Annotated in this window: 18 protein-coding genes; 5 read left to right on the top strand and 13 right to left on the bottom strand. The window is 71.5% G+C overall.

The features are described 5' to 3' along the window. Positions 1-208: 208 nt before the first annotated feature. The gene (locus ACF07S_RS30530; protein WP_391975659.1) at positions 209-3490 is read left to right on the top strand and encodes a LamG-like jellyroll fold domain-containing protein; all 3282 of its coding nucleotides are present in this window, start codon (positions 209-211) and stop codon (positions 3488-3490) included. A 66-nt stretch (positions 3491-3556) separates the two neighbouring features. On the opposite strand, the gene ACF07S_RS30525 is transcribed toward ACF07S_RS30530, so the two are convergent. The 8 genes from ACF07S_RS30525 to ACF07S_RS30490 form a co-directional block, all read right to left on the bottom strand. Further along, complete coding sequence (locus ACF07S_RS30525; RefSeq protein WP_391966670.1) at positions 3557-5062, bottom strand: glycoside hydrolase family 43 protein; 1506 nt, start codon at positions 5060-5062, stop codon at positions 3557-3559. A gap of 108 nt (positions 5063-5170) precedes the next feature. After that, positions 5171-7534, bottom strand: a complete 2364-nt coding sequence (locus tag ACF07S_RS30520; RefSeq protein ID WP_391966669.1) for an AbfB domain-containing protein — start codon at positions 7532-7534, stop codon at positions 5171-5173. A gap of 132 nt (positions 7535-7666) precedes the next feature. Beyond that, the gene (locus tag ACF07S_RS30515) at positions 7667-8704 is read right to left on the bottom strand and encodes an ABC transporter permease (RefSeq protein WP_391966668.1); all 1038 of its coding nucleotides are present in this window, start codon (positions 8702-8704) and stop codon (positions 7667-7669) included. Next, positions 8701-9663, bottom strand: a complete 963-nt coding sequence (locus ACF07S_RS30510; RefSeq protein WP_391966667.1) for an ABC transporter permease — start codon at positions 9661-9663, stop codon at positions 8701-8703. The genes ACF07S_RS30515 and ACF07S_RS30510 overlap by 4 nt, the downstream gene beginning before the upstream one ends. Beyond that, complete coding sequence (locus ACF07S_RS30505) at positions 9656-11215, bottom strand: sugar ABC transporter ATP-binding protein (RefSeq protein WP_391975658.1); 1560 nt, start codon at positions 11213-11215, stop codon at positions 9656-9658. Before ACF07S_RS30505 ends, ACF07S_RS30510 begins: the two co-directional genes overlap by 8 nt. Before the next feature lie 66 nt (positions 11216-11281). After that, a complete protein-coding gene (locus tag ACF07S_RS30500; RefSeq protein WP_391966665.1) occupies positions 11282-12379 on the bottom strand; it encodes an ABC transporter substrate-binding protein in 1098 nt (365 codons plus the stop codon). An 898-nt stretch (positions 12380-13277) separates the two neighbouring features. Beyond that, complete coding sequence (locus tag ACF07S_RS30495; RefSeq protein ID WP_391966664.1) at positions 13278-14309, bottom strand: LacI family DNA-binding transcriptional regulator; 1032 nt, start codon at positions 14307-14309, stop codon at positions 13278-13280. Between the two features lie 252 nt (positions 14310-14561). Beyond that, positions 14562-15575 carry a LacI family DNA-binding transcriptional regulator gene (locus ACF07S_RS30490; protein ID WP_391975657.1) on the bottom strand — a complete coding sequence of 338 codons (1014 nt, stop codon included), beginning with the start codon at positions 15573-15575 and terminating at the stop codon, positions 14562-14564. Between the two features lie 173 nt (positions 15576-15748). Between ACF07S_RS30490 and ACF07S_RS30485 the strand changes: the two genes are divergently transcribed. The 4 genes from ACF07S_RS30485 to ACF07S_RS30470 all read left to right on the top strand — a co-directional run bounded on the left by ACF07S_RS30485 (position 15749) and on the right by ACF07S_RS30470 (position 20943). Beyond that, positions 15749-17575 (top strand): glycoside hydrolase family 2 protein, encoded by a 1827-nt coding sequence (locus ACF07S_RS30485; RefSeq protein ID WP_391975656.1) that lies wholly within the window; start codon positions 15749-15751, stop codon positions 17573-17575. A gap of 105 nt (positions 17576-17680) precedes the next feature. Further along, positions 17681-19051, top strand: a complete 1371-nt coding sequence (locus ACF07S_RS30480) for an extracellular solute-binding protein (protein WP_391966661.1) — start codon at positions 17681-17683, stop codon at positions 19049-19051. Between the two features lie 22 nt (positions 19052-19073). After that, positions 19074-20006 (top strand): carbohydrate ABC transporter permease, encoded by a 933-nt coding sequence (locus tag ACF07S_RS30475; RefSeq protein ID WP_391966660.1) that lies wholly within the window; start codon positions 19074-19076, stop codon positions 20004-20006. A 1-nt stretch (position 20007) separates the two neighbouring features. Then, a complete protein-coding gene (locus ACF07S_RS30470) occupies positions 20008-20943 on the top strand; it encodes a carbohydrate ABC transporter permease (RefSeq protein WP_391966659.1) in 936 nt (311 codons plus the stop codon). Positions 20944-21015: 72 nt separating this feature from the next. Here the strand turns inward: ACF07S_RS30470 and ACF07S_RS30465 are convergent, their stop codons facing one another. From ACF07S_RS30465 to ACF07S_RS30445, 5 genes are all read right to left on the bottom strand, one after another. Further along, a complete protein-coding gene (locus ACF07S_RS30465; protein ID WP_391975673.1) occupies positions 21016-22590 on the bottom strand; it encodes an MDR family MFS transporter in 1575 nt (524 codons plus the stop codon). Between the two features lie 183 nt (positions 22591-22773). Continuing rightward, complete coding sequence (locus ACF07S_RS30460; RefSeq protein WP_391966658.1) at positions 22774-23463, bottom strand: TetR/AcrR family transcriptional regulator; 690 nt, start codon at positions 23461-23463, stop codon at positions 22774-22776. Further along, positions 23451-24173, bottom strand: a complete 723-nt coding sequence (locus ACF07S_RS30455) for an HD domain-containing protein (RefSeq protein ID WP_391975655.1) — start codon at positions 24171-24173, stop codon at positions 23451-23453. The genes ACF07S_RS30460 and ACF07S_RS30455 overlap by 13 nt, the downstream gene beginning before the upstream one ends. 166 nt (positions 24174-24339) lie before the next feature. Further along, positions 24340-25083, bottom strand: a complete 744-nt coding sequence (locus tag ACF07S_RS30450; protein ID WP_391966656.1) for a carbonic anhydrase — start codon at positions 25081-25083, stop codon at positions 24340-24342. Positions 25084-25199: 116 nt separating this feature from the next. Further along, positions 25200-25394 (bottom strand): hypothetical protein, encoded by a 195-nt coding sequence (locus ACF07S_RS30445; RefSeq protein ID WP_391975654.1) that lies wholly within the window; start codon positions 25392-25394, stop codon positions 25200-25202. Between the last annotated feature and the right edge of the window lie 285 nt (positions 25395-25679).

The raw sequence follows: 25679 nt of genomic DNA, 5'->3' as shown, positions 1-25679 counted from the left end.
CCGCTCCGCCCCGGGGTCGGGGCCATGCCGTGCCGCATTGCTGGATGCTGACGACGTGTCAGCTGTGCGAGAAGCCTGGACAGCCGCCGGACGGCATGTTGTCATTCCGCTGCACACCGGATTTCCAACGTTGGAAGGGAATCCTGGGCCGAGGTGGTGGCCGCTTTGCCTCCCCATGGCCTCATGCCCTCTGCGCGAGGAAGGTTCGATGACCAGACAACTCACCCGCCCAAGATCCAGATGGTGGGCCCTGCTGACCGTGTCGGCGCTGGCCCTGTCCACGGGCGCACTGGCCCCCGCCGCGTCGGCCGTCGTGCCCATGTCGGGCGCGTCCGCCGGTTCCGCCGCCGCGGCCGCCGACCCCGCCGTGCAGGTGCACGGTGTGAAGGGCGAGTACTTCACGATGTCGGCCCCGGGTGCCCGGGACTTCGCCGAACTCGGCGGCACCCTGCTGGAGCCGCAGATCAACTTCTCCGGACTGACGAGCACGTTCGAGGAGCTGACCGGGCGGACGGAGCACACGACCGCCCGCTGGACCGGGCAGATCGAGGCGCCGGAGACCGGTGAGTACACCTTCTACGGCATCGGCGACAACGGCTTCCGGCTCTTCATCGACGGCAAGCCGGTCATCGACCACTGGGTGGGCGACTGGGACCGGGAGCAGACCAGCGCTCCGGTGAAGCTGACCGCCGGCCAGACGTACGACTTCCGCATGGAGATGTTCCAGGACGTCGGCGGGGCGAACATGTTCCTGCGCTGGTCGACCCCGACGCTGCCCAAGCAACTCGTGCCGACGTCCGCGTTCACCCCGCCCGCCGGCTTCGAGGTCTTCCCGGTGGAACCGGCCGTCACGGAGGACGGACGGCGGCTGCGCGCCCGGTTCGAGGACGCGGTCGGCGCTCTCGCGAACGTCAGGGAGCACCTCAGGATCGAGGCCGACACGACGGCCATGCCGGTCGAGTCGGTGGCGGTCGCCGACGACGACCGCAACTCCCTCCTGATCACGCTCTCGGAGCCGATCCAGAAGAACCAGCAGGTCCGGTTCACCTACGACGGTGAGGGCGGTCTCGAGGCCGGCGGCAAGACGGTGCCGCGCATCGTCCGCTACGCCTCGAACGCGTCCACCCACCGGCTCACCACCCCGTGGGGCGACACGCTCGACGAGAACAGCCCGCTGCCGGAGTACCCGCGCCCCCAGCAGGTGCGCGCCCAGTGGAAGAACCTCAACGGGCCCTGGCAGTTCAGTGGCGCGAAGGCCGGTGAGGAGCCGGTCTTCGGCAAGGACCTGAACGAGAAGATCATCGTGCCGTTCCCGGTCGAGTCGCAGCTCTCCGGGCTCGAGCGGCACGAGGACCACATGTTCTACCGCAAGCTCGTCGACGTGCCCAAGAGCTGGAAGGTCGGCAGGAGCGGCAAGGACAAGCGGCTGAAACTGAACTTCGGTGCCGTGGACTACCAGGCCCGCGTCTGGGTCAACGGCACGAAGGTCGCCGAGCACACCGGCGGCTACAACGCCTTCAGCGCCGACATCACCGACGCCCTCGAGGGCAGCGGGCCGCAGGAGATCGTGGTCGCGGTCACCGACACCGGCGGCGCCGACCAGCCGACAGGCAAGCAGTCCACCAACCCCGGCGGCATCTTCTACACCCAGTCGTCCGGCATCTGGCAGACCGTCTGGATGGAGCCCGTCGCCGACGCCTCCATCGACGACGTCGTCACCACCCCGGACATCGACACCGGCACCCTGGCGGTGACCGTCGAGTCCGACGACGCCTCCTCCAAGGCCCGGGTCGAGGCGGTCGCCCGCGACGCCCGCGGCAAGGTCGTCGGCCGGGTCAGCGGTCCGGCCAACGGCAAGCTGCGCCTGCCGGTGGCCAAGCAGCACCTGTGGAGCCCGGACGACCCCTACCTCTACGACCTCGACGTCAGGCTGACCGACGGCAGGTCGACCGACAAGGTCGCCGGCTACTTCGGCATGCGCGAGATCGGCATCGAGGAAGTCGGCGGCTACCGGAAGCTCGTGCTCAACGGCAAGCCGGTCTTCTCCCTCGCCACCCTCGACCAGGGCTTCTGGCCCGACGGCCTCTACACCCCGCCCAGCGACGCCGCGCTCGCCTTCGACCTCCAGGCGCACAAGGAGCTCGGCTTCAACGCGGTCCGCAAGCACATCAAGGTCGAATCGCCGCGCTGGTTCTACCACGCGGACAAGCTCGGTCTGCTGGTCTGGCAGGACTTCGTCTCCGGGAACCTCACCAACGAGACCGGGCAGAAGGCCTTCGTCGACCAGGGCCGGGAGATGATGCGCCAGCACCACAACTCGCCCTCCGTCATCGGCTGGATCGTCTTCAACGAGGGCTGGGGCGAGTGGAACCGCGAGGAGAGCGGCCGTATCGCGGAGTCGGTGAAGGCCGCCGACCCGTCCCGGATCGTCAACGCCCACAGTGGCGTCAACTGCTGTAACTCCAAGGGTGACTCGGGCAAGGGCGACATCATCGACCACCACGACTACAACAACGACGACCCGCCCTTCCCCGACCACCGGGCGGCGATGGACGGCGAGCACGGCGGCTTCACCCTGCGCACCCCGGGCCACATGTGGCCGGGCACACCGACCGTGATCTACAGCGGCGTGGCGGACAAGGCGGCGCTGACCCGCAAGTACGTCGAGAACACCGAGAAGTTCTACCTCGACCAGGCGGGCGCGGAACTCTCCGGTTCGGTCTACACCCAGATCTCCGACCTGGAGAACGAGCTCAACGGCCTCTACACCTACGACCGCCGTGAGATCAAGGTCGACCCGGACCCGGTGCGCGAGATCAACCGCAAGGTCATCGCCGCCGGTGCCGCGGCGGGGGACCGGGAGCCGCTGAAGGGCGGCGGCCGCTGGTCCCTCGACGAGGGCACCGGCACCACCGCGAAGGACGACGGCCCCAACGGCAAGCCCCTGAAGCTGTCCGAGGGCACCTCCTGGACCACCGGAGTCGGCGGCAGCGCGCTGAAGTTCGACGGCCAGGGACAGTACGCCCAGACCGACGGCCCGGTGCTCGACACCACCGGCAGCTACACCGTCTCCGCCTGGGTCACCCTCGACTCCCTCCCCGGCAACTACGCCACCGCCCTCAGCCAGGACGGGCGCCGCCAGGCCAGCCCCTTCTACCTGCAGTACGGACAGGGCGCCTTCGCCTTCAGCACCCCCGACGGGCAGCGCGCACGGCTGGAGACCAGGCCCGAGACCGGGCGCTGGTACCACCTCGTCGGTGTGCGTGACGACGCGGCGAACCGGATCACGCTCTACGTCGACGGCGAACGGGCCGCGACCGCCACGGCCGGCCCCGCCTACATCGGCTCCGGACCCCTCGCCGTGGGCCGCGCCCAGTGGAACGGTGAGAACACCGACTTCTGGAACGGCTCGGTGGACCAGGTCCGCGCCTACGACAGGGCCCTCACCGCCGAGGAGGTGAGCGCCCTGCACGGCGAGGAGAAGCCGTAGCCGCGCGGCGGGCGGCCGGCGGTCCCGGCGGGAGGGTGACGCCCTCCCGGCCGGGACCGCCCCGTCTCACGACGCGGGACTGATCGCCACGTCGTCGAAGGAGGCGGCGTTGTCGAAGACCCGGACCCCGTTGGCGCCGCTGCGGTAGGTGTCGTCGGTGACCGAGATCTCCGGCGTCGTCAGGTCGTCGACGTACACCTTGATGGAGGAGCCGACGGCCGTGACCCGCAGCCGGTGGGCCGAGCCCGGGGTGACGGACGCCCGGGCGGTCCCCAGCGGTGTCCAGGAGTCGTTGACCCGGCCGAGGACCACCTTGCCGTCCGGTCCGATGCCGGCGTAGTACCCGGTGTAGCTGTCGACGCCGGTGCCCGGCCGGCTCGCCCGGAACACCAGTCCGGCGTCGCCCCGGCCCGGGGCGGGCGTGACGTCGGCGTCGTAGGTGAAGTCGGCGAAATTCGTGTCGAGCAGTGCCTTGCCGCCGAGCGAGCGGCCCGCCCGGTAGCGCCCGCCGGCCGCCGCCCAGGATCCGCCGTAGGTCTTCCAGCCCAGCGCGTTGCCGTCGGCGAAGTTGTCCCGGACCTTCATCTCGATCCGCCGGATCGTGCCGTCGGTCCGGAAGTGCATCCGGTCGTAGGCGAGTTGGCGGTGGTTGCCGTCCGTCTCGCCGAGCGGACGACGGTGGTAGAAGATGTACCAGATGTCGGTGCCGGGCACATTGACGACCGAGTTGTGGCCGGAACCCTTGGCGACCGCGGGGTCCTGGGCGAGCACCTTGTCGATCTTCTCGAAGGGGCCGGTCGGCGAGTCGGAGATGGCGTACGACACGGAGTAGTCGGGCCCCGTCCAGCCACCCTCGGACCACATCAGGTAGTACTTCCCGCCCCGCTTGAACATCTGCGGGCCCTCGACGTAGTCGGCCGGGGTGATCTCCTTGTAGGTCGATCCGTCGGCGAAGGTGCCGAGGCTGGTCATGTCCGGGTTGAGCTTGACCACGTTGGCGTGGCCCCAGCCGCCGTAGTACATGTACGCCTGGCCGTCGTCGTCGATGAAGACGTCCTGGTCGATGGGCTGGGCGCCGTTGTGGAACGCCGAGATCAGCGGCCGTCCGATCGCGTCCTCGTACGGACCCTCGGGACGGTCGGCGACGGCCACTCCGATCCCGCCGGGCTGGGAGTCGCTCTGGATGTCGTTGGCGGCGAAGTACAGGTAGTACTTGCCGTTCCGCTCGATCGGGGCGGGCGCCCACATCGCCCGCTCGGCCCAGGAGATGTCCTCCTTGGCCAGGACCTCGCCGTGCTTGGTCCAGTGGACCAGGTCGGTGGAGGAGAAGGCGTCCAGGTGCGTCTGCTGGTCGTAGGGCCTGGAGGTGGTGGGGAAGACCCAGTAGGCGCCGTCGTAGAGCGCGATGTCCGGGTCGGCGTACCAGCCGTCGACGAAGGGGTTGCCGGCCTCGGCGGTCGTGTGCTCGGGTACGGCCGCGGCGGCGGGGGAGGGCGAGAGCATCGCCAGCAGGCCGCCGGTGAGGAGGAACGCACAGCACCGTGCGGCGAGACCGGTCGTTTTGGCAGTCATCGTCCAGGAACTCCAATGGGAGGGAACGGGAACGGGAACGGGAACGGGGGCGGTGGCGGTCCGCTGCGGGCCGCCACCGCCCTCCTCACGGGGATGATGTCGGCGCGCTCACGGGGCCCACGGGGCCTCCACGGCCCAGGTGGTGTCCTCCGTGAACAGCGCGGGGCTGTCCCAGGCGTGTGTTCCGCCCGGGGTGGCCAGCCACAGCTCGGAGTCGTGGTGGCGCAGATACTGCTCGGGGAAGTTGTAGGCGGACAGCCTCACGCCCCCGTTCGCGCCCCGGACCGGGCAGAAAGTGGCGTCCGCGCGGAACAGGTCGCCGCTGCCGCCCTCCTTGTACACACGGTAGGCGCGGTGGCGCAGGTACTCGCCCGGGTAGTTCCGCGACTCGAACGAGTAGCAGGTGGTGTCGGCCAGACCGGGGACGATCCTCCACGTGGCGTCGTTCCTCAGCAGCGCGTCGCTGCCGCCGCCCACGACCGCGGTGAACGCCGCGCCGTCCTGGTGCCGCACATAGCGGTCGGTGTACCCCGGTGTCGTCACACGGAGGGACTTGTACTGGCCGGTGGGCAGTGTCACCGGAGCGGCCGGTGCGCGGGAGGCGTCGATCAGGGCGCGGTTGGCGGCCCGCACCCTGGCCTCGTCGACCTTGACCACCTGGCGGTCGTAGGTGAGCAGGCCGTTGGCCTCGTTCTCGACGTCGGTGATCTCGGTGTAGACCGCGGCGGACAGCCCCCGGGGCAGGCGCACCTCGCGGATGCCGTCGAGCAGTCCGACGAACCGGTTGTCCAGGTGGGCGGGATCGGGCTGGTCCTCGTAGCTGAAGCCGCCGCCCGGGTACCACTCGTGGCCGGGCACCCTGAGGCCCAGGCCGCCGTACTCGCCGAGGACCGCGGCCCGGGTGGCACTGGGCACCGTGGTTCCGGGACCGACGTAGACGTGGTGGTCGACGACGTCACCGTTGCCGCCGTCCACGGCGCCGCAGCAGTTGACGCCGCTCATGTTGTTCACCAGCCGGGACGGGTCGTACGCCTTCACCTCGTCGGCGATCCGGGCCTGGTCGTACTGGCCCCACCCCTCGTTCTGGTTGACCCACATGACCACGCTGGGTGAGCTGCGGTGCTGGTCGATGACGCGGTCGTACTCCGCCTCCCACTGGGTGCGCGCGGCGGCGTCGGGGGTGCGCAGGTCCATGGAGGGCATGTCCTGCCAGACCAGCAGGCCGAGCCGGTCGGCCCAGTAGAACCAGCGCTGCGGTTCGACCTTGATGTGCTTGCGGACCATGTTGAAGCCGAGGTCCTTGTGCTTCTGCAGGTCGTACCGGAGGGCGGCGTCGGTGGGGGCGGTGTAGATGCCGTCGGGCCAGTAGCCCTGGTCCAGGGTGCCCGTCTGGAAGACGAACTCACCGTTCAGGACGGGACGCAGGACGCCGTCGACCCGGGCGAGGCCGATGGAGCGCATGCCGGTGTAGCTGCCCGCGGAGTCGACGGCCGTCGTGCCGGAGAGCAGGTCGGCCCTGACGTCGTAGAGGAAGGGGTCGTCCGGGGTCCACCGGTGCGGGTCGGGGACCGGGACGGTGAACTCGCCGCCGACCGGGCCGGTGGCGGTGCCGACCGCGGTGCCGCCGCTGGAGACGGTGACACGCGCCCGGTGGCCGCTCGTCCCGGCGGCCCGCACGGTGACCTTCAGACGGTTGTTGCCGAGGTCGGGCACCATGTCGAGGCGGGTGATGTGCGCGGCAGCCGTGGGTTCCAGCCACACCGTCTGCCAGATGCCGGACGCGGCGGTGTAGAAGATGCCACCGCCCGGATGGGGTGCCACGTCGTTGATCCGCTGCTTGCCGACCGCCTGACCGCCCGTCTGGGTGGGGTCCCAGACGGACACGACGACGGTGTTCGTGCCGCCGTTGAGCAGATCGGTGATGTCGTGGGAGAAGGCGTCGAAGCCGCCGCTGTGGGGGGCACCGGCCTGCCGGTCGTTGACCCACACGGTCGTACGCCAGTCACTGGCTCCGAAGTTGAGCTGCACCCGGCGGCCGTTCCAGCCCGACGGGACGGTGAAGGTGCGCTTGTACCAGAGCTTGTCGTTCTGCGTGATCCTGCGCTGGATGCCGGAGAGCGCCGACTCCGCGACGAACGGCACGCGGATCTGCTCGGTGAACGACGCGGGCCGGCCGGCGTCCGCCGACGTGACGGCGAAGTCCCAGATGCCGTTGAGGTTGGCCCAGTCGGGGCGGGTGAGCTGCGGCCGGGGGTATTCGGGCAGCGGGTTGTCGACGGCGACCCGGTCGGTCCAGGGGGTGGTCATCGGGGCGGGCTTCGGGGCCCACGCCCGGGGTGCCGCGGCCGCGGCGCCGGAGACGGTGAGGACCGTACCGGCGAGGAGGGCCAGCACGGCAGGCACGGCGGTGAACCACCGCGACCACCGTCTGAACCGGGCAGGGGAAAAGCGTGGTGCGGGTACCCGACGCATCGTCACTCCTTGGGAAGTGGGGGTGGGAGACGTGCGCGTGCGAGAAGCGGCCGGTCGCGCGGTGGAGCGTGACCGGCCGCCCGGTGCCGGAGGCGGCGGGAGTCGCAGGGGCCCGGCCGCCGCGTCCGGGGTTCACATCAGTTGTCGTCTGCGGCCCAGCCAGGTCTGGGCGATCACCACGACGGCCAGGAAGGCGCCGCTGACGACCTGCTGGTAGGAGGAGTCCAGGGAACCGATCTGGTTGATGACGTTCTGGATCACCTTCAGCAGCAGTACCCCGACCAGCGAGCCGCTGACGTAGCCGAGCCCGCCGGTGAGCAGGGTGCCCCCGATGACGACGGCGGAGATGGCCTCCAGCTCCATGCCGTTGCCGAGAATGGTCACCCCGGAGGCGAGCCAGGCGGCGTTGAGCGCTCCGGCCAGCCCCGCCAGCAGCCCGGACAGGGTGTAGACGAGAATCTTGGTGCGGGCCACCGGGGCACCCATCAGGGCCGCCGCGTCCTCGTTGCCGCCCACCGCGTACACGTGCTGTCCGAAGCGCGTGCGGCGCAGTACGACCGCTCCGGCGACGAACAGCGCCAGTGTGATCCACACGGGGTTGCCGATGCCGAGGGTGGAACCCTGGCCGAGTTCGGCGAGGAACGAGCCCTTGCCGATCAGGTAGGTGTCGGCGCCCTCGTCGGTGAAGGCCAGCATCAGGCCCCGCGCACCGAGCATGGCCGCCAGCGTGACGATGAAGGGCGCCAGCCGGGAACGGGCCACGAGCAGGCCGTTGACGACGCCGATGGCCCCGCACACCACGAGTGGCAGCAGCAGGGCCACCAGCGTGCCGTGCCGGGATCCCCAGGCCGCCAGGACCCCGCCGAGCGCGAACAGCGAGCCGACCGACAGGTCGATGCCCCCGGTGATGATCACGAAGGTCATGCCGAGGGCGACGATCGCGAGGAACGCCGAACTCGTCGCCATGTTGCCGAGGTTGTCGCCGGTGGCGAAGGAGTCGAAGCCGAACGACGCCACCAGAGAGACGACCAGCAGCACCGCCAGCGCGCCGTGCTGCTGGACCAGCGCGGTCAGCCGCTCGGAGCGGGCGGCGCCCACGGGCTCGCCGGCCGGCGACGGCCCCTCCCCGCCCGCCGCGGTCACCGGTGCGTCCGTTCTCGTGACGGTCATCGCTTCCCCCGTCCCCGTGCCGCGTAGACCGCGCACACGATCACTATGGCCTGCGCGATCTGGGTCCACGAGGGCGGCAGATCGTGCTTGATGAGGGTGGCGGTGAGCAGCTGGATGAGGACGGCTCCCGCCACGGTGCCGGCGATGTTCACCCGGCCGCCGGTCAGCGGTGTCCCGCCGACCACGACGGCGGTGATGGCGGACAGCTCCATCAGATTGCCCAGCGAGGTCGGGTCGCTGGCCCCCAGCCGCGCGGTGGCGAGCACGCCCGCCACGGCGGCGAGCAGCGCGCAGACGACGTACACCACGATCAGCACCCGGCGCACCGGGAGGCCTGCGAGCTGGGCGGCGGGGCGGCTGTCGCCGATGGCGAGGAGCTGCCGCCCGAAGGTGGTGCGGCGGATGACGAAGGCCACCAGCAGTGCCAGGACGGCGGCGATCAGGATCAGGTACGGGATGCCCAGCAGGTCGCCCGATCCCAGCGAGGCCAGCGCGGGGTTGCGCAGGTCCTCCAGCTGCGGCAGCAGCACCAGGGCGAGGCCCCGGCCGCCGACCATGAGGGCCAGTGTGGCGACGATCGGCTGCACCCCGACGAACGCCACCAGCGCTCCGTTGGCCAGCCCCACCCCGGCCGCGAACACCGCCACCACCAGCAGCGCCGGCAGCAGTCCGTAGCCGAGGTAGAGGGCCGTCACGGACGCAGCCAGGGCCATCACGGCACCGACCGAGAGGTCGACGCCCTCGGTCCCGATGACCAGGGCCATGCCGAGCGCGACGATGATGACGGGGGCGACCTGCACGGCCTGGGTGCGGAAGTTCTCCGCGGACAGGAAGTGCGGGGTGATGACGATGTTGACGACCAGCAGCAGCGCCACACCGGCGTAGACGCCGTAGGTCTGCAGCCACTGCAGGACGCGGGCCCTGTCCGGCGGGACGGTGCGGATGGTGGCTTCAGCCATCGGTGGCCGCCTCCTCGACCGCGTCCCGGTCCGGGGCGTGCCCGGCGATGGCGCGCATCAGCCTGTCCTCGGTGACCTCGTCGCCGGTCAGCTCGCCGACGACCGCACCGTCCTTCAGTACGACCACGCGGTCGGACCCTTCGATCAGTTCCTCCAGGTCGGAGGAGATGAGCAGGACGCCCAGGCCGTCCGCGGCCAGTTCGTCCACGAGTTTCTGCACCTCGGCCTTGGCGCCGACGTCGATGCCCCGGGTGGGTTCGTCCAGGAGCAGCACCTTCGGGTTCATCGCCAGCCAGCGGGCCAGCAGCACCTTCTGCTGGTTGCCGCCGGACAGCTCGCCGACCTTCTGCTGCGGCGAGGACGCCTTGATGCGCAGCCGCTCGATGAAGGTGTCCACGACGCTGTCGACGCGTGCCTCGGAGACCAGGCCGAAGCGCGAGAGCCGGGGCAGCACGGCCAGCGAGATGTTCTCGCGGACCGACAGACCGGGCACGATGCCCTCGCTCTTGCGGTCCTCCGGCAGCAGACTGATGCCCGCCCTGATCGCGGCGGGCGTGGAGCCGCCGCGCAACGGGACCCCGGCCACCGTCACCCTGCCCGAACTCGTCGCCAGGGCACCGGAGATGGCCTTCGCCGTCTCGGTGCGCCCGGAGCCGAGCAGCCCGCCCAGCCCGACGACCTCGCCGGGACGGATGCTCACGGAGACGCCGTGCAGCTGGTGCGGGACCGTCAGGTCGCGCGCCTCCAGCACGGGCTCGGCGTCCGTGGCGTGGTGGTCACCGGTGAACTTGGTCAGGCCCTCCGCGCGGACCTCGCCCAGTTCCCGTCCGAGCATGGTGGACACCAGGGAGAGTCGGTCGAGATCGGCGAGCCGGCCGTGGTGGACGCGACGGCCGTCGCGCAGCACGGTGACCGTGTCGCACACGGCGTACAGCTCGTCCAGGCGGTGGCTGACGTAGACGACGGCGATGCCCTCGTCGCGCAGGCGGCGGATGACCGAGAACAGCGTCTCGACCTCCCGCGGTTCCAGGGACGAGGTCGGTTCGTCCATGATGACGATGCGCGCCTCGCTCGCCACGGCCCGGGCCAGGGCGACCATCTGCTGCGCGCCGACACCGAGGGTGCGCAGCGGCCGGCGGACGTCCACCCGGACGCCGTAGCCGCGCAGCGTCTCCTCGGCCTCGCGGTGCATACGGGCGAAGTCCAGCAGCCCGAAGCGGGTGCGCGGCTCGCGGCCCAGGAAGAGGTTGCGGGCCACGCTCAGCAGCGGGATGAGGTTGACCTCCTGGTAGATGGTCGAGATCCCGGCCCTCTGGGCCTCCAGCGGTGTGGCGAAGGAGACCGCGCCGCCCTGGAAAACGATGTCACCGGCGTCGGGCCGGTGCACACCCGTAAGGAGTTTGATGAGGGTCGACTTGCCGGCGCCGTTCTCGCCGATCAGGGCGTGGACCTCACCGGCGTGCAGGGTCAGGTCCACGTCGTCCAGGGCCCGGACGCCGGGGAAGGTCTTGCTCAGTCCACGGACGGCGAGGACTTCGGCGGGGGGAGCCACCTGTGCCTCCAGGATGAAAAGGGGTGACGGACGGACAGGGGCCCGCAGACCGGGCCCCGCGACGGCTCAGTAGGCCTTGCCGAGGTCCTGCTCGGCGTTGCCGGCGTCGTAGGCGCCGTCCTGGATCACGATGTCCTGGGGGACTTCCTCGCCCTGGGTGAAGGTGTCCAGCGTCTGGAACGCCAGCGGGCCGAACCTCGGGTTGGACTCGATCACTCCGCTGATCCAGCCGTCGACGACGCCCTGGACGGCGTTGCGCGTGCCGTCGACGGTGACGATCTTTATGTCACCGGCCTTCTTGCCCGCGCCCTTGAGCGCGGCCACCGCGCCCAGGCCCATCTCGTCGTTCTCCGCGTAGATGCCCTTGATGCCGGGCTTGGACTGGATGAGCTGCTCGGTGACCTGCTGGCCCTTCTCCCGGGCGAAGTCACCGGTCTGCTCGAAGACGACCTTCAGATCGGGCGCCTTCTCGGCGAGGCGCTCCTTGAAGCCCTTGGTGCGCTCGGTGGTGACGTTGTTCCCGGCCGAGCCCAGCAGGATGGCCACCTCGCCCTTGCCGCCGGTGGCCTCGATCATCCGGTCGGCGGCGCGCCGGCCCTGCTCGACGAAGTCCGAGGCGATGAAGGAGACGTAGTCCTTGCAGGCCGTCGCGTTGATCTTGCGGTCGATGGTGACGATCGGGACCTTCTTCGCGGCGGCCGCCTGCAGCACCGGGTCCCAGCCGTCGGAGTTGAGCGGGGCGATCACCAGCAGGTCGGCACCCTTGGCGAGCAGGTCCTGGACGTCGCTGATCTGCTTGGAGAACTGCGACTGGGCGTTGGCCGTGAGCAGCTTGACGCCTCTCCTGGCCGCCTCGTCCTTGATGGACTGCGTCTCGGCGATGCGGAACGGGTTGGCCTCCTTCTCCGACTGGGAGAAGCCGACCGTGGCGCCCTTGAGATCGATCTTCTCGCCGCCGTAGGCGTCGATGGTGCAGGTCTTGCTGCCCGGCTTCGGCGTGACGACCTTCTGGCCAGCGTCGGCGGCCGCCGTCGACGACTGCTTGCTGTCCGACGCGTCGTCCTCCGACTTGGCGCAGGAGGTGGCGGTCAGGGCCACGGCGGCGGCCAAGGCCACGACCACGGGACGGGCGAGAAGGGGAGGACGGTGAGTGCTGCGCTGCATGGTGACCCCGATCCGGGTGACGCTGAAACGGTAACTGGGGAGCCGAGGACGCGCTTTCGTGGTGCTGCTCCCCTTGTGCAGGACGGCGTCCGGTGCGCCGCAAGGAGGTTTTACATCGTTGGAAGGATGCTGTAAACCCCCTGCGCACAAGGTGCGAACGGAGCGGACGAGGGGAGGGGCGGCGCGCCGTGGCGGCGCCCGGCCGCTCCGGCGGGGAGGGACAGGGAAGGAAGCGCTTGCACCGGCCGCTCGGCCGCGCGCGTCGTCGGGCGGGGTGCCGTACGGCGTGCCCGCCGGGGAGGGGAGCGCTGAGCCGCCGTTCCCCGGCCGGGGGTGAGGTGTGAAGTACCCAAGTCGCGGCGTGCGCCGCAGCCCTGGGCGAGCGGGGCATGTGACCGTGACCCGTCGCGGCGCGTGCTCGCGGCAGGGGGTGGGTGTCCGGAGGAGGGCCGGTGCTGACGGGGCGTGTGCTCCCGTGGCTTGCGTCCGGGCGCGTGCGTCGGTGTGACGGTCCCGCGAGGTGCCCCGTCGACGACGGTCCCGTTGCGGTGAACACTGCGCCGGGGTGTTCACGACCCGCATGCGCGCCGGGGCGTTCACGGCTCGCGTGAGAGCCGGCGCCGGCCCGGTGTGTGCGCACCCGCTTCGGCCGGGCCGTGTGAACGCCGCACCGTCTGTTCACGCTTGACATGCGGGCGGGGCGGTGACCGCCGTGTGCGTGTGCCGGCTCCGGTTCCGTCGCGGTGAACGCCGCACCAGCTGTTCACACCCGGCGCCCGGCGCTCGGCGCTCGGCGTTCGCGGTACCGGGGTGTTCACGCCGCCGAGGAGACCCCGGTACCCGCTGTCCTCGGCGGCGGGCGTCACCGCGTACGTACGGCCCGCCGGCCACGGACGCGTCAGGCCCCTGCCGGGTCCGTACGCGGGAGCCGGCCGAGGGTGCTCTCCCGTTCGACGAGCTGGTAGTCGGCCCAGATGCGGCGGTGTTCCGGCGCCCCGTCGTGCAGCCTGGCCAGCACCGACTCCACCGCGAGGCGGCCGATGGCGGCCTTGTCCGGTGACACGGACGTGAGGGTGACCGCGCCGAAGCGCCCCTCGATCACGTCGTCGAACCCGACGACGGCGATGTCCTCCGGCACCCGCAGGCCCCACTCGTGCAGCACCCGCATCGCCCCGATCGCCATCGGGTCGTTGTAGGCGAACACCGCGTCGGGCCGCCGTCCGCTCTCCAGGATGTGGTTCATGGCGACCGCCCCGTCGGCGTGCCCCCAGCCGTCGGTCGCCGCGACGAGCCCCTCGTCGGCCGGCAGCCCCGCGGCGGCCAGTTCCTCGCGCCATCCGCGCACACGGAGCTGGGCGGTCTCGCTGCGCCCGCGCCGGGCCCCGATGAACGCCACTTCCCGGCGCCCCAGACCGATCAGGTGCCGGACGGCGGCACGGGCCGCGGCGACGTTGTCGATGGCGATGTGGTCGTACGGCAGGTCGTAGTCCCGCTCGCCGAGCAGGACCAGCGGCACGTCCTGGGTGCGGTCGCGCAGGTCCTCGTTCTCCAGCTCGATCGGGCTGAGGATGAGTCCGTCGATCACCCGGGCCCGGAAGCCCTGGCTCACCAGGAGTTCCTGCTCGCGCAGCCCTCCGGTGTGGTCGAGGAGCACGATGTAGTCGTGCTGCGCCGCGGCGTCGATGACGGAGGCGGCCAGTTCGGCGAAGTAGGGGTTCCCGAGTTCGGGCAGCGCGAGCGCGATGATGCCCGTACGCCCCTTCCTCAGGTGTCTGGCGGCGAGGTTGGGCCGGTAGCCGAGCGCGTCGATGGACCTCTGGACACGCTCGCGCATGGCCGGGGTGACGTGCTGGTAGTTGTTCACCACGTTGGAGACGGTCTTGATGGAGACCCCCGCGTGCGCGGCGACGTCCTTGAGGCTGACCCGCACGACAATCCCTTCGTGAGCGGCCCGACCCGGTCGGTCGGTGCGGATACGGTGCCGTGACCAGGAGCCGCGCGCCGAGCCGCCGGGCTCAAGTTTTACAACGTTATACATGCCCTTCCGCGACACTGACAAGGCCATGGAAGGGTCGTCCCGGAGCCTGTCGCCGGGCGCCGCCGGGGCTCGCGTCCATGTCCACGTTCACGTCCACGTCCACGTCCACGTCCACGTCGGGCCGTGGCCGAGTGGCGCGGCCCTTCATCCGCCCGAGCTCTCCCGCACGATCAGGCGGTGTCCGGCCGTCTCGTCCACCGCCGGCCCGCCCGGCGCGCCGGCGTCGATCCGGTCCAGCAGCAGCCGCACCGCCCGTCGCGCGATGCCGGGCTTGTCGGGAGCGACCGTGGTGACGGTGGGGACGCTGAACCGGGTGGCCTCGATGTCGTCGAACCCCACCACGTCCAGGTCCTCGGGGACCGACCAGCCGTCCTCGTGGAGCGCGCGCACCGCACCCAGCGCCAGGTGGTCGTTGAGGCAGAGCAGCGCGTCCGGCCGTTCCGGCAGCCGTACCAGGGCCCGGGCGGCGGCGGCCCCGTCCGCCCAGCGGAACGCGCCCACGGGCAGGACGAACCCGTCGGGCGGCGTGATCCCGGCCGCGGACAGGGCCTCCTGGTAGCCGATGGTGCGCAGCCGGCTGGTGTTGCGCGGCCCGCGCAGGTCCCCGCCGATCACCGCGATGCGCCGGCGGCCCCGCGACAGCAGGTGCTCGGTCGCCTCGCGGGCCGCCGCGACGTTGTCGATCGCCACGTGGTCGGCGCTGCCCGGGGGGTTGCACTCGCCGAGCAGCACCAGCGGCAGCCGGGTGTCGCGGTCGGCCAGGTCACGGGGCTGCAGGGCGAGCGGCGAGAGGATGACGCCGTCGGTGAACTGGGCGTCGAACCCGCGCACGGCGGCCAGCTCCTTCTCGCGCCGTCCGCCGGTCTCGACCAGCAGGGTGGTGCTGCCGAGGCGCTCGGTCTCCGCCATGACGTGGCGGGCCAGCTCGGCGAAATAGGCGATGTCCAGCTCCGGCACGGCGAGCGCGATCATGCCGGTCCGGCCCCGGCGCAGCTGGCGTCCGGCGATGTTGACCCGGTAGCCGAGGGCGTCGATGGCCTCGCGCACCGCGGCCCGGGTCTGCTCGGAGACGTGCTCGTAGTCGTTGAGGACGTTCGACACCGTCTTGGCCGAGACGCCGGCGTACTCCGCGACGTCCTTGATCCTGGGCCTGCCCATGCTTCCCTTCTCGTTCTTCCGGTGCCCCCGGATCGTAACCGCCGTGCCGAGGGGTACGGCCGCGTGCGGTGTGAACCGGCCGTCGGAAACTTTCCGCCGCCCCCATTTACATCGATGTAATCGTGTGGTCGCATGACCCCGTACCGAGCGCACCTGCAGTGATGAGGAGCAGTATGAGCACGCCCCTGCCGCCGGATGTCCCGCGTCCGGAGTACCCCCGGCCCCAGTTCGTCCGCGAGGCGTGGCTGAATCTCAATGGCCGCTGGCAGTTCGAGACGGACCGCGGCGACAGCGGACTGGAGCGCGGACTGCGCGACCGGGATCTCGCGGGCACCATCGTCGTGCCCTTCTGCCCCGAGTCCGAACTGTCGGGGATCGGCGACACGGACTTCATGGAGGCCGTCTGGTACCGGCGCACGGTGACGATCCCGGACGAATGGTCCGGCTCCGACGTCCTCCTGCACTTCGGAGCGGTGGACCACGACGCCACCGTCTGGGTCAACGGCACCGAGGTGGCCCGCCACCGCGGCGGCTTCACCCCGTTCACCGCGGAACTGCGCGGCGTGGCCGCGCCCGGTGACGAGGCGGTGATCGTGGTCCGCGCCCGGGACACCCGGCACGGCCCGCAGGCCCGCGGCAAGCAGGCCACCTGGTACGCCAACACACACTGCCACTACACCCGGACCACCGGCATCTGGCAGACGGTGTGGCTCGAGCCGGTGCCCGCCACGGCCCGCCTCAAGCGCCCGCGGATCACCCCCGACCTCGGATCGTGCTCCTTCCACGTCGACCTCCCGCTCACCGGCAACCTGCCCGGGCACCAGGTCCGGGCCGTTCTCTCGGACCGGCACGGCGCGGTGGTGACCGCCGCCGCCCGCGCCGACCTCGACCTGTGCCCCAAGCTGGTGCTGACCGTGCCGGAGGACCGGGTGCGCACCTGGTCGCCGGCCGACCCGCACCTCTACGACCTGCGGTTCCAACTGGTCGACGCCGACGGCGGCGTGGTCGACGAGGCGACGTCGTACGCGGGACTGCGGTCGGTCGCGGTACACGGCAGGCGGGTGCTGCTCAACGGCGCGCCGGTCTTCCAGCGGCTGGTGCTCGACCAGGGGTACTACCCGGACGGCCTGATGACCGCCCCCACCGACGCCGACCTCGTGCGCGACATCGAACTGGGGCTGCGCGCGGGCTTCAACGGCGCCCGGCTGCACCAGAAGGTCTTCGAGGAGCGCTACCTCTACCACGCCGACCGGCTCGGCTACCTGGTGTGGGGGGAGTTCGGCGACTGGGGCTGCGAGGTCGGCGTCCGCGACGACAACCAGCGCCCCGGCGCCAGTTACGTCGCCCAGTGGCTGGAAGCCCTGGAACGCGACCACTCGCACCCGTCGGTGATCGGCTGGTGCCCGCTGAACGAGACGTACCAGCCCCTGCACGACCGGATCACCCAGCTCGACGACGTGACCCGGGCCATGTTCCTGGCCACCAAGCAGGCCGACCCGAGCCGCCCCGTGATCGACGCCTCCGGCTACGCCCACCGCGTGGCGGAGACCGACGTCTACGACTCGCACTGCTACGAGCAGGACCCGAAGGCCTTTGCCAGGGCCATGGCCGGACTCGCCGAGGACCGCCCCTACGTCAACACCGGCCCCGACGGCCGTACCTGGTCGCTTCCCTACCGCGGACAGCCCTACTTCTGCAGCGAGTTCGGCGGCATCTGGTGGGACGCGGCGGCGGCCGCGACCGCGGCCGGCGACGAGGCCGGTACGTCCTGGGGATACGGCGAACGGCCTCGGACCGCCGAGGAGTTCCTGGCGCGTTTCACCGGCCTGGTGGACGTCCTCCTCGACGACCCGGACATGTTCGGCTACTGCTACACGCAGCTCACCGACGTCTTCCAGGAACGCAACGGCCTCTACGGCTTCGACCGCGGCGAGAAGTTCGACACCGCCGAACTGCGCAGGGTCCAACAACGCACGGCCGCCTGCGAGTCCACCGACTGACGGCGCACCGGACCCGCCCGGGGGACGACCGGAACCGGGTCCGGTGCACGCCCCGCCCCCGCCACCTCGTCGGCGAGGTGCATCGATGCAGAGAAAGGTAGTGCCATGGTCGACCTGCCCGGCCCACGGGCCGCCTCCGCCAGGCCGGAAGGTATCCGCGCCACGCCGTCCCGACGAGGCGTGCTCCGCGCCTCGCTGGCCTCGGCCGCCGTCCTCCTCGGCGGCGGAGCCCTCGCCGGCTGCGGGGCCGCGGCCGCCGCGTCGGACCCGCGCACCGTGCGCATGTGGGACCTGTTCAGCGGCGCCGACGGCGCCCTGCTCGACGAACTGGTCGCCATCGCACGGCCGGACATGCCCGGCACCCGCGTCGAGCGGACCGTCCTGGAGTGGGGCACGCCCTACTACACCAAGCTCGCCATGGCCTCGGCCGGCGGGCGCGGCCCGGACGTCGCCGTCTCCCACATGTCGCGCCTGGCGGGGTACGCGCCCCTGGGACTGCTCGACTCCTGGGACACCGCGCTGCTGGCCGAGTTCGGTGTGCGGGAGCAGGACTTCGCCGACGCGGTGTGGGGCCGCACCCAGTACCGGGGGCGGACCTACGCCGTACCGCTGGACACCCACCCGTTCATCGTCTTCTACCACGCGGACACCGCCCGCGAGGCCGGGCTGCTGACCGGCGACGGAGCCCTCGACCAGGACGCCTTCTCCACCCCCGAGCGCTTCCTCGAGGCCGGCCGGGAACTGGCCGGGGCCTCCGGCAGGCAGGGCGTCGCCTTCGGCTACGTCAACGACACGGCACAGGGCTGGCGGTTGTTCTACGGGCTCTACCGGCAGACCGGGAACGACTTCGACCTGCCCGTCGGCGGCAGGGTCACGGCGGACCTCGACGCGATGACCGAGGTCATCGCTTTCATGCAGAAGCTGGTCGACGGACGCGTCAACCCGCGCCGCCTCGACTACCCGGCGGCCATCGCCGCCTTCACCAACCGGCAGACCGGGATGATCCTCTCCGGCGAATGGGAACTCGGCACCTTCCGGGCCGCCGACCCCAAGATCGGGGCGGCACCCTTCCCCACGGTCTTCGGCACCCCGGCGGTCTACGCCGACTCCCACTCCTTCGTACTGCCGCGCCGCCCCGAACCCGACGAGGCGCACCGCAGGCGCACCCACCAGGCGGTGGCCGCGATCCTGAGGGCCGGCCAGGTCTGGGCGAAGGCCGGTCACATTCCCGCGTACCGGCCGGTGACCCGGACCCGGGACTACGCACGGCTGGAGCCGCAGGCCCGCTACGCGGTGGCGGCCGACCACGTCGTGCTCGACCCGGCCGTCTGGTTCGCGGGAGCCGGGTCCGACTTCCAGAACTCCATGTCGCAGGTGCTCCAGCGGTCCATGCTCGACGGCCTCGCGCCCGACCGGGCGGCCCGCGCCATGATCGAGCGGATCAACACCGCCCTGTCCCAGCCCAGTCCGGCCTGAGCCGCCGCGAAGGAGGCAGCAGATGCCCACACCCCTCGCTTCCCCCGGCCGGCCGCCGGCCGCCCGGACCACCCCGGGACCCGGCGCGGCACTGCGCCGCGCCCTTTCGCCGGGCGTGCTCTTCGCCCTGCCCTTCCTCGTCCTGTTCGTCCTCTTCATGCTCTGGCCGATGGCCCAGGGCATCTGGATGAGCCTCACCGACACCTCGCTCTCCGCCCACGACCCGTCCTTCATCGGCACGGACAACTACACGGAGGCCCTCGGCGACGCCGAGATGTGGCGCGCGATGGGGAACACCGCGTGGTTCACCCTCGTGTCCACCGTGCCCCTGGTGGCCGTCGCCCTCGCCATGGCCCTGCTGGTGCACACCGGGCTGCCCGGGCAGTGGGTGTGGCGGCTCGCGTTCTTCGCCCCCTACCTGCTGCCGGTCGGTGTGATCGGTCTGCTGTGGCTCTGGCTGTACCAGCCGGACCTCGGCCTCTACAACCACCTGCTGCAGGCGGTCGGCCTGGACGGCTACGCCTGGCTGAGTGACGAGTCCATCGCCCTGTACGCGATCGTGATCGCCACCGTGTGGTGGACCGTCGGCTTCAACTTCCTGCTGTTCCTGGCGGCGCTGCAGGCGGTCCCCGACCACCTGTACGAGGCGGCGGCCCTGGACGGAGCGGGCGCCTGGCGGCGGCTGTGGCATGTGACGCTGCCCCAACTGCGGCGCATCACCGGCGTCGTCACGGTGCTCCAGATCCTCGCCTCGCTGAAGGTCTTCGACCAGGTGTACCTGCTTACCAAGGGCGGACCCAACGGCTCCACGCGCCCCGTCGTGGAATACATCTACGACATGGGCTTCACCGGCTACCGGCTCGGCTACGCCTCCGCCGTCAGCTACGTCTTCTTCGCCCTCATCATCCTCGCCTCCGCCGCGCAGTTCGTCGCCCTTCGCCGCAGGGAGAAGTGACATGACCTCCACCGACGTCCCGGCACGGCCCGCGCGCCGCACGGTCTCCCCGCTCCCCGCCGCGCGCCGCGGCCGCCCGGCTCCGCAGCGCGGACCGAACCTCACCCTGGGCGCGAGCCGGCCGGCCCGCGCACTGGCCCTGGCCGCCCTCGCCGTGATGGCGGTGATCTGGCTGCTGCCGATGTTCTGGGCGGTGTTCACGGCGTTCAAGTCCGAGCAGGACGCCAGCGATCCGCTGCACTGGATCTGGCCGCAGGGCGGCTTCACCCTGGACGCCTTCCGCACCGTGATCGAGCGCGGCGACCTGCCGCTGTGGATGCTGAACAGCTTCCTCGTCTCCGCCGCCGTCACCGTCGTCACCGTGGTGGTGTCGGCGATGGCCGGATACGCCTTCTCCCGCACGCTCTTCCGCGGGCGGCGCGGGCTGTTCGCCGTCACCGTGGCGTCGATCCTGGTCCCGCCGCAACTGCTGATCGTTCCGTGGTTCCAGCAGATGCTGACCCTGGGCCTGGTGGACACCTACGCGGCGGTGATCCTGCCGCAGACGGTCGCGCCGGTGATGGTCTTCATCCTGAAGAAGCACTTCGACACCATCCCCCGCGAGCTGGAGGAAGCGGCCCGCATCGACGGTGCGGGCCATGTACGGACCTTCTGCTCGGTGATGCTGCCGCTGTCCCGCCCGATGCTCGCCGCGGTGTCGATCTTCGTGTTCATCGGGGCGTGGAACAACTTCCTGTGGCCGTTCGTGTCGACCTCCGATCCCGCGCTGATGACCCTGCCGGTCGGCATCACGGCGGTGAAGGACGCCTACGGCGTCCAGTACGCCCAGACGATGGCGTCCTCGGTGCTCGCCGCGCTGCCCCTGGTGCTGGTGTTCGTCTTCTTCCAGCGGCACATCGTGAAGTCGGTGGCGACGACGGGCCTGGGCGGTCAGTGACCTCCGGCGACCGGGAGCGGGGACCGGCGGTCCGGGGGAGTTCCCGCCCCGGGCCGCCGGCGCGTGCCCGCCTCAGCCGCGGAGCGTCTCCTTCGCCGGGGCGGTGTCCGCGGCGGACGCGGGGCCGGACTCCTCGGCGAGCCGTTCCATGCCGCTGGTCGTCTTCAGCGGCTTCTCCTTGAGGAACACCACCGTGATCAGTGCCAGCAGGGCGCAGGGTGTGGCGATGAGGAAGAGCTCGGCGGTGGCGACGCCGTAGGCGTGCTCGACGATTCCCCGGACCGGCTCGGGCAGGGTGCCCATGTCCGGGATCCCGGACTCGCCGCCGCCCGAGGTCCCGCCCGCCGGGATGCCCGCCGTTTCCATGCCCTCGGCCATCTCGGTGGCGACCCGGTTGGCGAGGATCGCGCCGAGGACGCTGGTGCCGATGGTGCCGCCCATGCTGCGGAAGAAGGACAGCACGGAGGTCGCGGCCCCCAGCTCACTGGCGGGCACGTCGTTCTGGGCGGCCAGCACCAGGTTCTGCATCAGCATGCCGACACCGGCGCCGAGCACCGCCATGTAGACGCTGAGCAGGGTGAAGGAGGTGCCCGCGTCGATGGTGGAGAGCAGGCCGAGGCCGACCGTCATGATCACCGCGCCCGCCACCAGGTAGCGTTTCCAGACGCCGGTCCGGCTGATCACCTGCCCCGCCACGGTGGACGACACCAGCAGGCCCAGGATCATCGGCAGGCTCATCAGGCCCGCCACGGTGGGCGACTTGCCCAGGGACACCTGGAAGTACTGGGAGAGGAACACGGTTCCGCCGAACATGGCCACACCGACCAGCAGACTGGCGACGGTGGTGAGCGTGACGGTGCGGTTGCGGAAGATGTCCAGCGGAATGACCGGCTCGGTGGTACGCGCCTCGACGAACACGGCGGCGGCCAGCAGCAGGAGGCCGGCTCCCGTGAGCGCGGCGGTCTGCCAGGAGGCCCAGTCGAACTCGTTGCCCGCCAGGGACACCCAGACGAGCAGGGCGCAGACGCCCGCGACGATGAGGAAGGCACCCAGGAAGTCGATCTTCACGGCGCGCCGGGTCACCGGCAGGCTCAGGGTGCGCTGGAGCAGCACGATGGCGAGCAGCGCGAACGGCACACCGATGAAGAAGCACCAGCGCCAGCCCAGCCAGGAGGTGTCGACCAGCACACCCCCGACCAGCGGCCCGGCCACGGTACCGACGGCGAACACGGCGCCGAAGACGCCGGCGTACTTGCCGAGCCTGCGGGGCGGGATGATCGCGGCCATCACGACCTGGGCGAGAGCGGTGAGACCGCCCGCGCCGATGCCCTGGACCACCCGGCTGAAGATCAGCAGTCCGACGCCGTCCGAGAAGCCCGCCAGCAGCGAGCCGGCCACGAACAGGCCCAGGGACAGCTGGAGCAGCAGCTTCTTGTCGAACAGGTCGGACAGCTTGCCCCAGAGCGGGACGGTCGCCGTCATGGCCAGCAGTTCCGCGGTGACGACCCAGGTGTAGGAGGACTGGCCGGCGCCCAGGTCGGTCATGATCGTGGGCAGTGCGTTGGACACCACGGTGCCCGCCAGGATCGCCACGAACATACCGGCCATGAGCCCGGACATGGCCTGGAGTATCTGCCGGTCGGACATGGGGGCGGGCGGCGCGCTGTCGGGCGCCTGGGCTGCGGTCACTGTCTCTCTTCCGACGGTCGGTGATGAGTGCTGGGTCGTGCCTCCGTCGTCCGGAGGAGGGAACGGGGGACGGGAGGGACCGGGCGGCAGGCGTACCGCCGGTGGCCACGGGTCACCCCGTGTCCGGTGGCGTACGGGTGCCTACCGGGCCGGGGCCGGGAGTCCGGCTGCGAGCAGGGCGAACACCTCGCGGAAGACGTCGGCGAAGGCGAGCGCGTCCTGCCGCTCGCACCAGTGCTGCACGCTGACCCGGACCGCCGCCCCGGCCACGGCCGCCAGCAGCCGCGGATACAGGTCGGGCGCAGTGCCCCGCTCGCTGTCGGAACCGTCGTCCAGGAGGGTGTCCGGGGCGTGGCCCGCCGTGCCGCCGCCGGCGGCGATCCGCCGTGCGATGACCTCGGCGAGGCCGGCCTCGTCGGCCATGTGGGCGCCGAGGCTGCGCACCAGCAGGTGCGGGGAGGTGCGCAGCACCTCGGCGTGCAGGCTCCACAGTTCGTGCTGCCGCTCGGCCTCCGAGAGCTCGGCGGCGAGCGCCTCGCGCAGGGCCTCCAGGGGCGAGAGCTCCGCGGGAGCGTCCAGGAGTGCCTGCCGGACGCGGAGGCCCGCGTCCGCGTCGATGACGACGAAGGCGTCGTCCCGTGAGTCGAAGTAGTTGAAGAAGGTCCGCACGGACACCCCGGCCGCCGCGCTGATGGCCTCGACCGTGACGTGGTCCGCCCCGTGTTCGGCGGCGAGGCGGACCGCGGCCTCCGAGAGGGCGGCACGCGTCGCCCGCTTCTTGCGCTCCCGCAGCCCGCCGTTCGGGGTGTCCTTGGCCGTCATGTCTTGCATGCTATGCAAAAGTGCATGGCCTGCAAAATCGGCGGTGGCCACCGCCGATGCCGTGCCTGCTCGGGCCAGGCGGAGTTCCGGATGACGTCGACGAAGTCGATCCGCCGGAAGCCGGGGACGAAGTGCTTCAGTACGTCCGCGTTCACCGTGCCGAAGGTGCTGTCCGGGCGGTGCCGGAAGCCGTCGGCGAACGCCTGGAGGATCCGCCGCTTGAAGTCCGGACGGGGGTGGGCCGCGGTGACCTCGTCGATCTGGGTCCGGGTGAGGCGGGCGAGGTGCAGGCCGAGCACGTCGGTCTCCACGCCCGCCGTGGTGGCGGCGATCTCGGGCGCCAGCTTGTGGGGCACCCCGGGGGTGGTGTGCAGGGCGACGGCCGTCCACACCTTCTCCGCGTCGCCCTCGGACAGCCCGTGGGCCAGCAGGAACGCGCGGGCCCGGTCGGCGCCGTCCGTCTCGAACCGCTGGCCGTCGCCGCGGTACGGCGCCACGAGGCCGGTGTCGTGGAACATGGCCGCCCCGTGGAGCAGTTCGGGGCCGGGCCGGAGCCCTCGTGCCGCGGCCTGCAGACTGCCGAAGAGGTACACCCGGCGGGAGTGGTGGAAGATCGGCGGCGGTGTGGTGCCGCGGATCAGATCGGTCGCGGCCCGGGCCGGCCCGCTGTCGGGGATCGCTACGCCGGCGATCTTCTCACGGAGCCCGCTCACCCGCATTGTCCTCCCCGTGGGAACCGCACACTCCACCGAGAGGGCACGCCGGGCGCGGCACGGCCGGTGCCCGGGACGCGACGGAGTCCGCGCGCCGCCGCGCACCACGGGTCCCGTGCCGGCGGTGCGGCACGGGACCCGTCGGTTCCGTGGTGCGGGGTGGTACGGGGCGTCAGCCGATGCGGTGCACGAGCTGGTTGGTCAGCTCGTAACGTGCCCCCACGACGGCCAGCCGGCCGGCGGACACCCTGGCGGCCAGATCCGGTTCCGAGGCCAGGCGCGCGCGGACGTGCCGCACGTTGGCGTCGACGGTGGCGTCGACGCGTTCCTCGCCCTGCTTGCCGTGGTCGATGACCGGGGCGATCTGGTCGGCGATGTACTGGATGTGGGCGGGCAGCCGCTCCCCGGACTCCTCGGCCTCGACCGCGGCGCGCACGGCGCCGCACGACTGGTGCCCGAGCACCAGGACCAGCGGTATGTCCAGTTCCAGCACGCCGTAGGCGACGCTGCCGAGCACGGCCTCGTCCAGCACCTCGCCGGCGCTGCGCACGGTCATCAGGTCCCCCAGCCCCTGGTCGAACACGAGCTCCGGCGGGACGCGCGAGTCGATGCAGCTGAGCACCACGGCGAAGGGGTGCTGGCCGAAGACCAGTTCCTCGCGGACCGCGCGCGACTCGTCCGGGTGCCTCTCCCGGAAGGTGCGCCAGCGCGTGTTGCCCGCGGCCAGCTCACGCAGCGCCTCCTCGGGGGTGGTGGGCCGCGGACGCGTCCGGGGGGCGGCGGAGGCCGGAGGGGCGCCGACGGTCAGTGCGGTGCCGACGACCGCGGCGCCGGTCAGCGCGGAGCGCAGGAGCCGGCGGCGCGCCGGCTGGTGGACGGACGACTGCGGGGATCCCGTGGGGGAATCAATGTTCACGACCTGAACGTATGAGCGAGTGCGGGGTCCGTGCCGCCGCACGGCCGAACCATGGCGTGACCATGGCGTGACCATGGGGGTTTCATGAGGGAGTGTTGATCAGCTCTTGACGGTGGTCAGACACGGACAGCCGCCACGGGTCGGGCCGTCCCGCCGGGCTTTCCCGGACGGACGCTCCCCACGGCGAGCACCGGGCCGACGGGCACGACGAGCTGCTCCACGGCGACGGCCACCAGGCGGGCCGGGGCCTCGCCGCCCAGCAACCCCCTGACGTACTCGAGAGCCTGTGCGGGCGAGCGGCCGACGGACATGACGGGCACGGCACACCGCGTGCCGCGCGGCGGCGCACCCGTGTCACCGGTCCGCGCCCGCGCCCGTATGCCGCGCCCGCCCCCGTATGCCGCGGCCGCGGCCCCGCGGGGCCGGGACGACGGCCGGAGCGCGGGCGGCGGCCGGTCCGCGACCGCCGGACCGCGGGGTGCCGGTCGTCGCCGAGGGGCGACGCGGACCGGGGGCGGACGGGACGGGCCGTGTCCCCGCTCCAGGACCCGGCGTGCCGCCTCGGCCCCGTTGTCAGCGGCCTCCTCTACAGTTCC

Source organism: Streptomyces sp. NPDC016640 (genome assembly GCF_043076215.1).
Lineage (GTDB): Bacteria > Actinomycetota > Actinomycetes > Streptomycetales > Streptomycetaceae > Streptomyces.
Note: the sequence above shows the minus strand (reverse complement) of the source record. Positions and strands in the feature narration are given on the sequence as shown.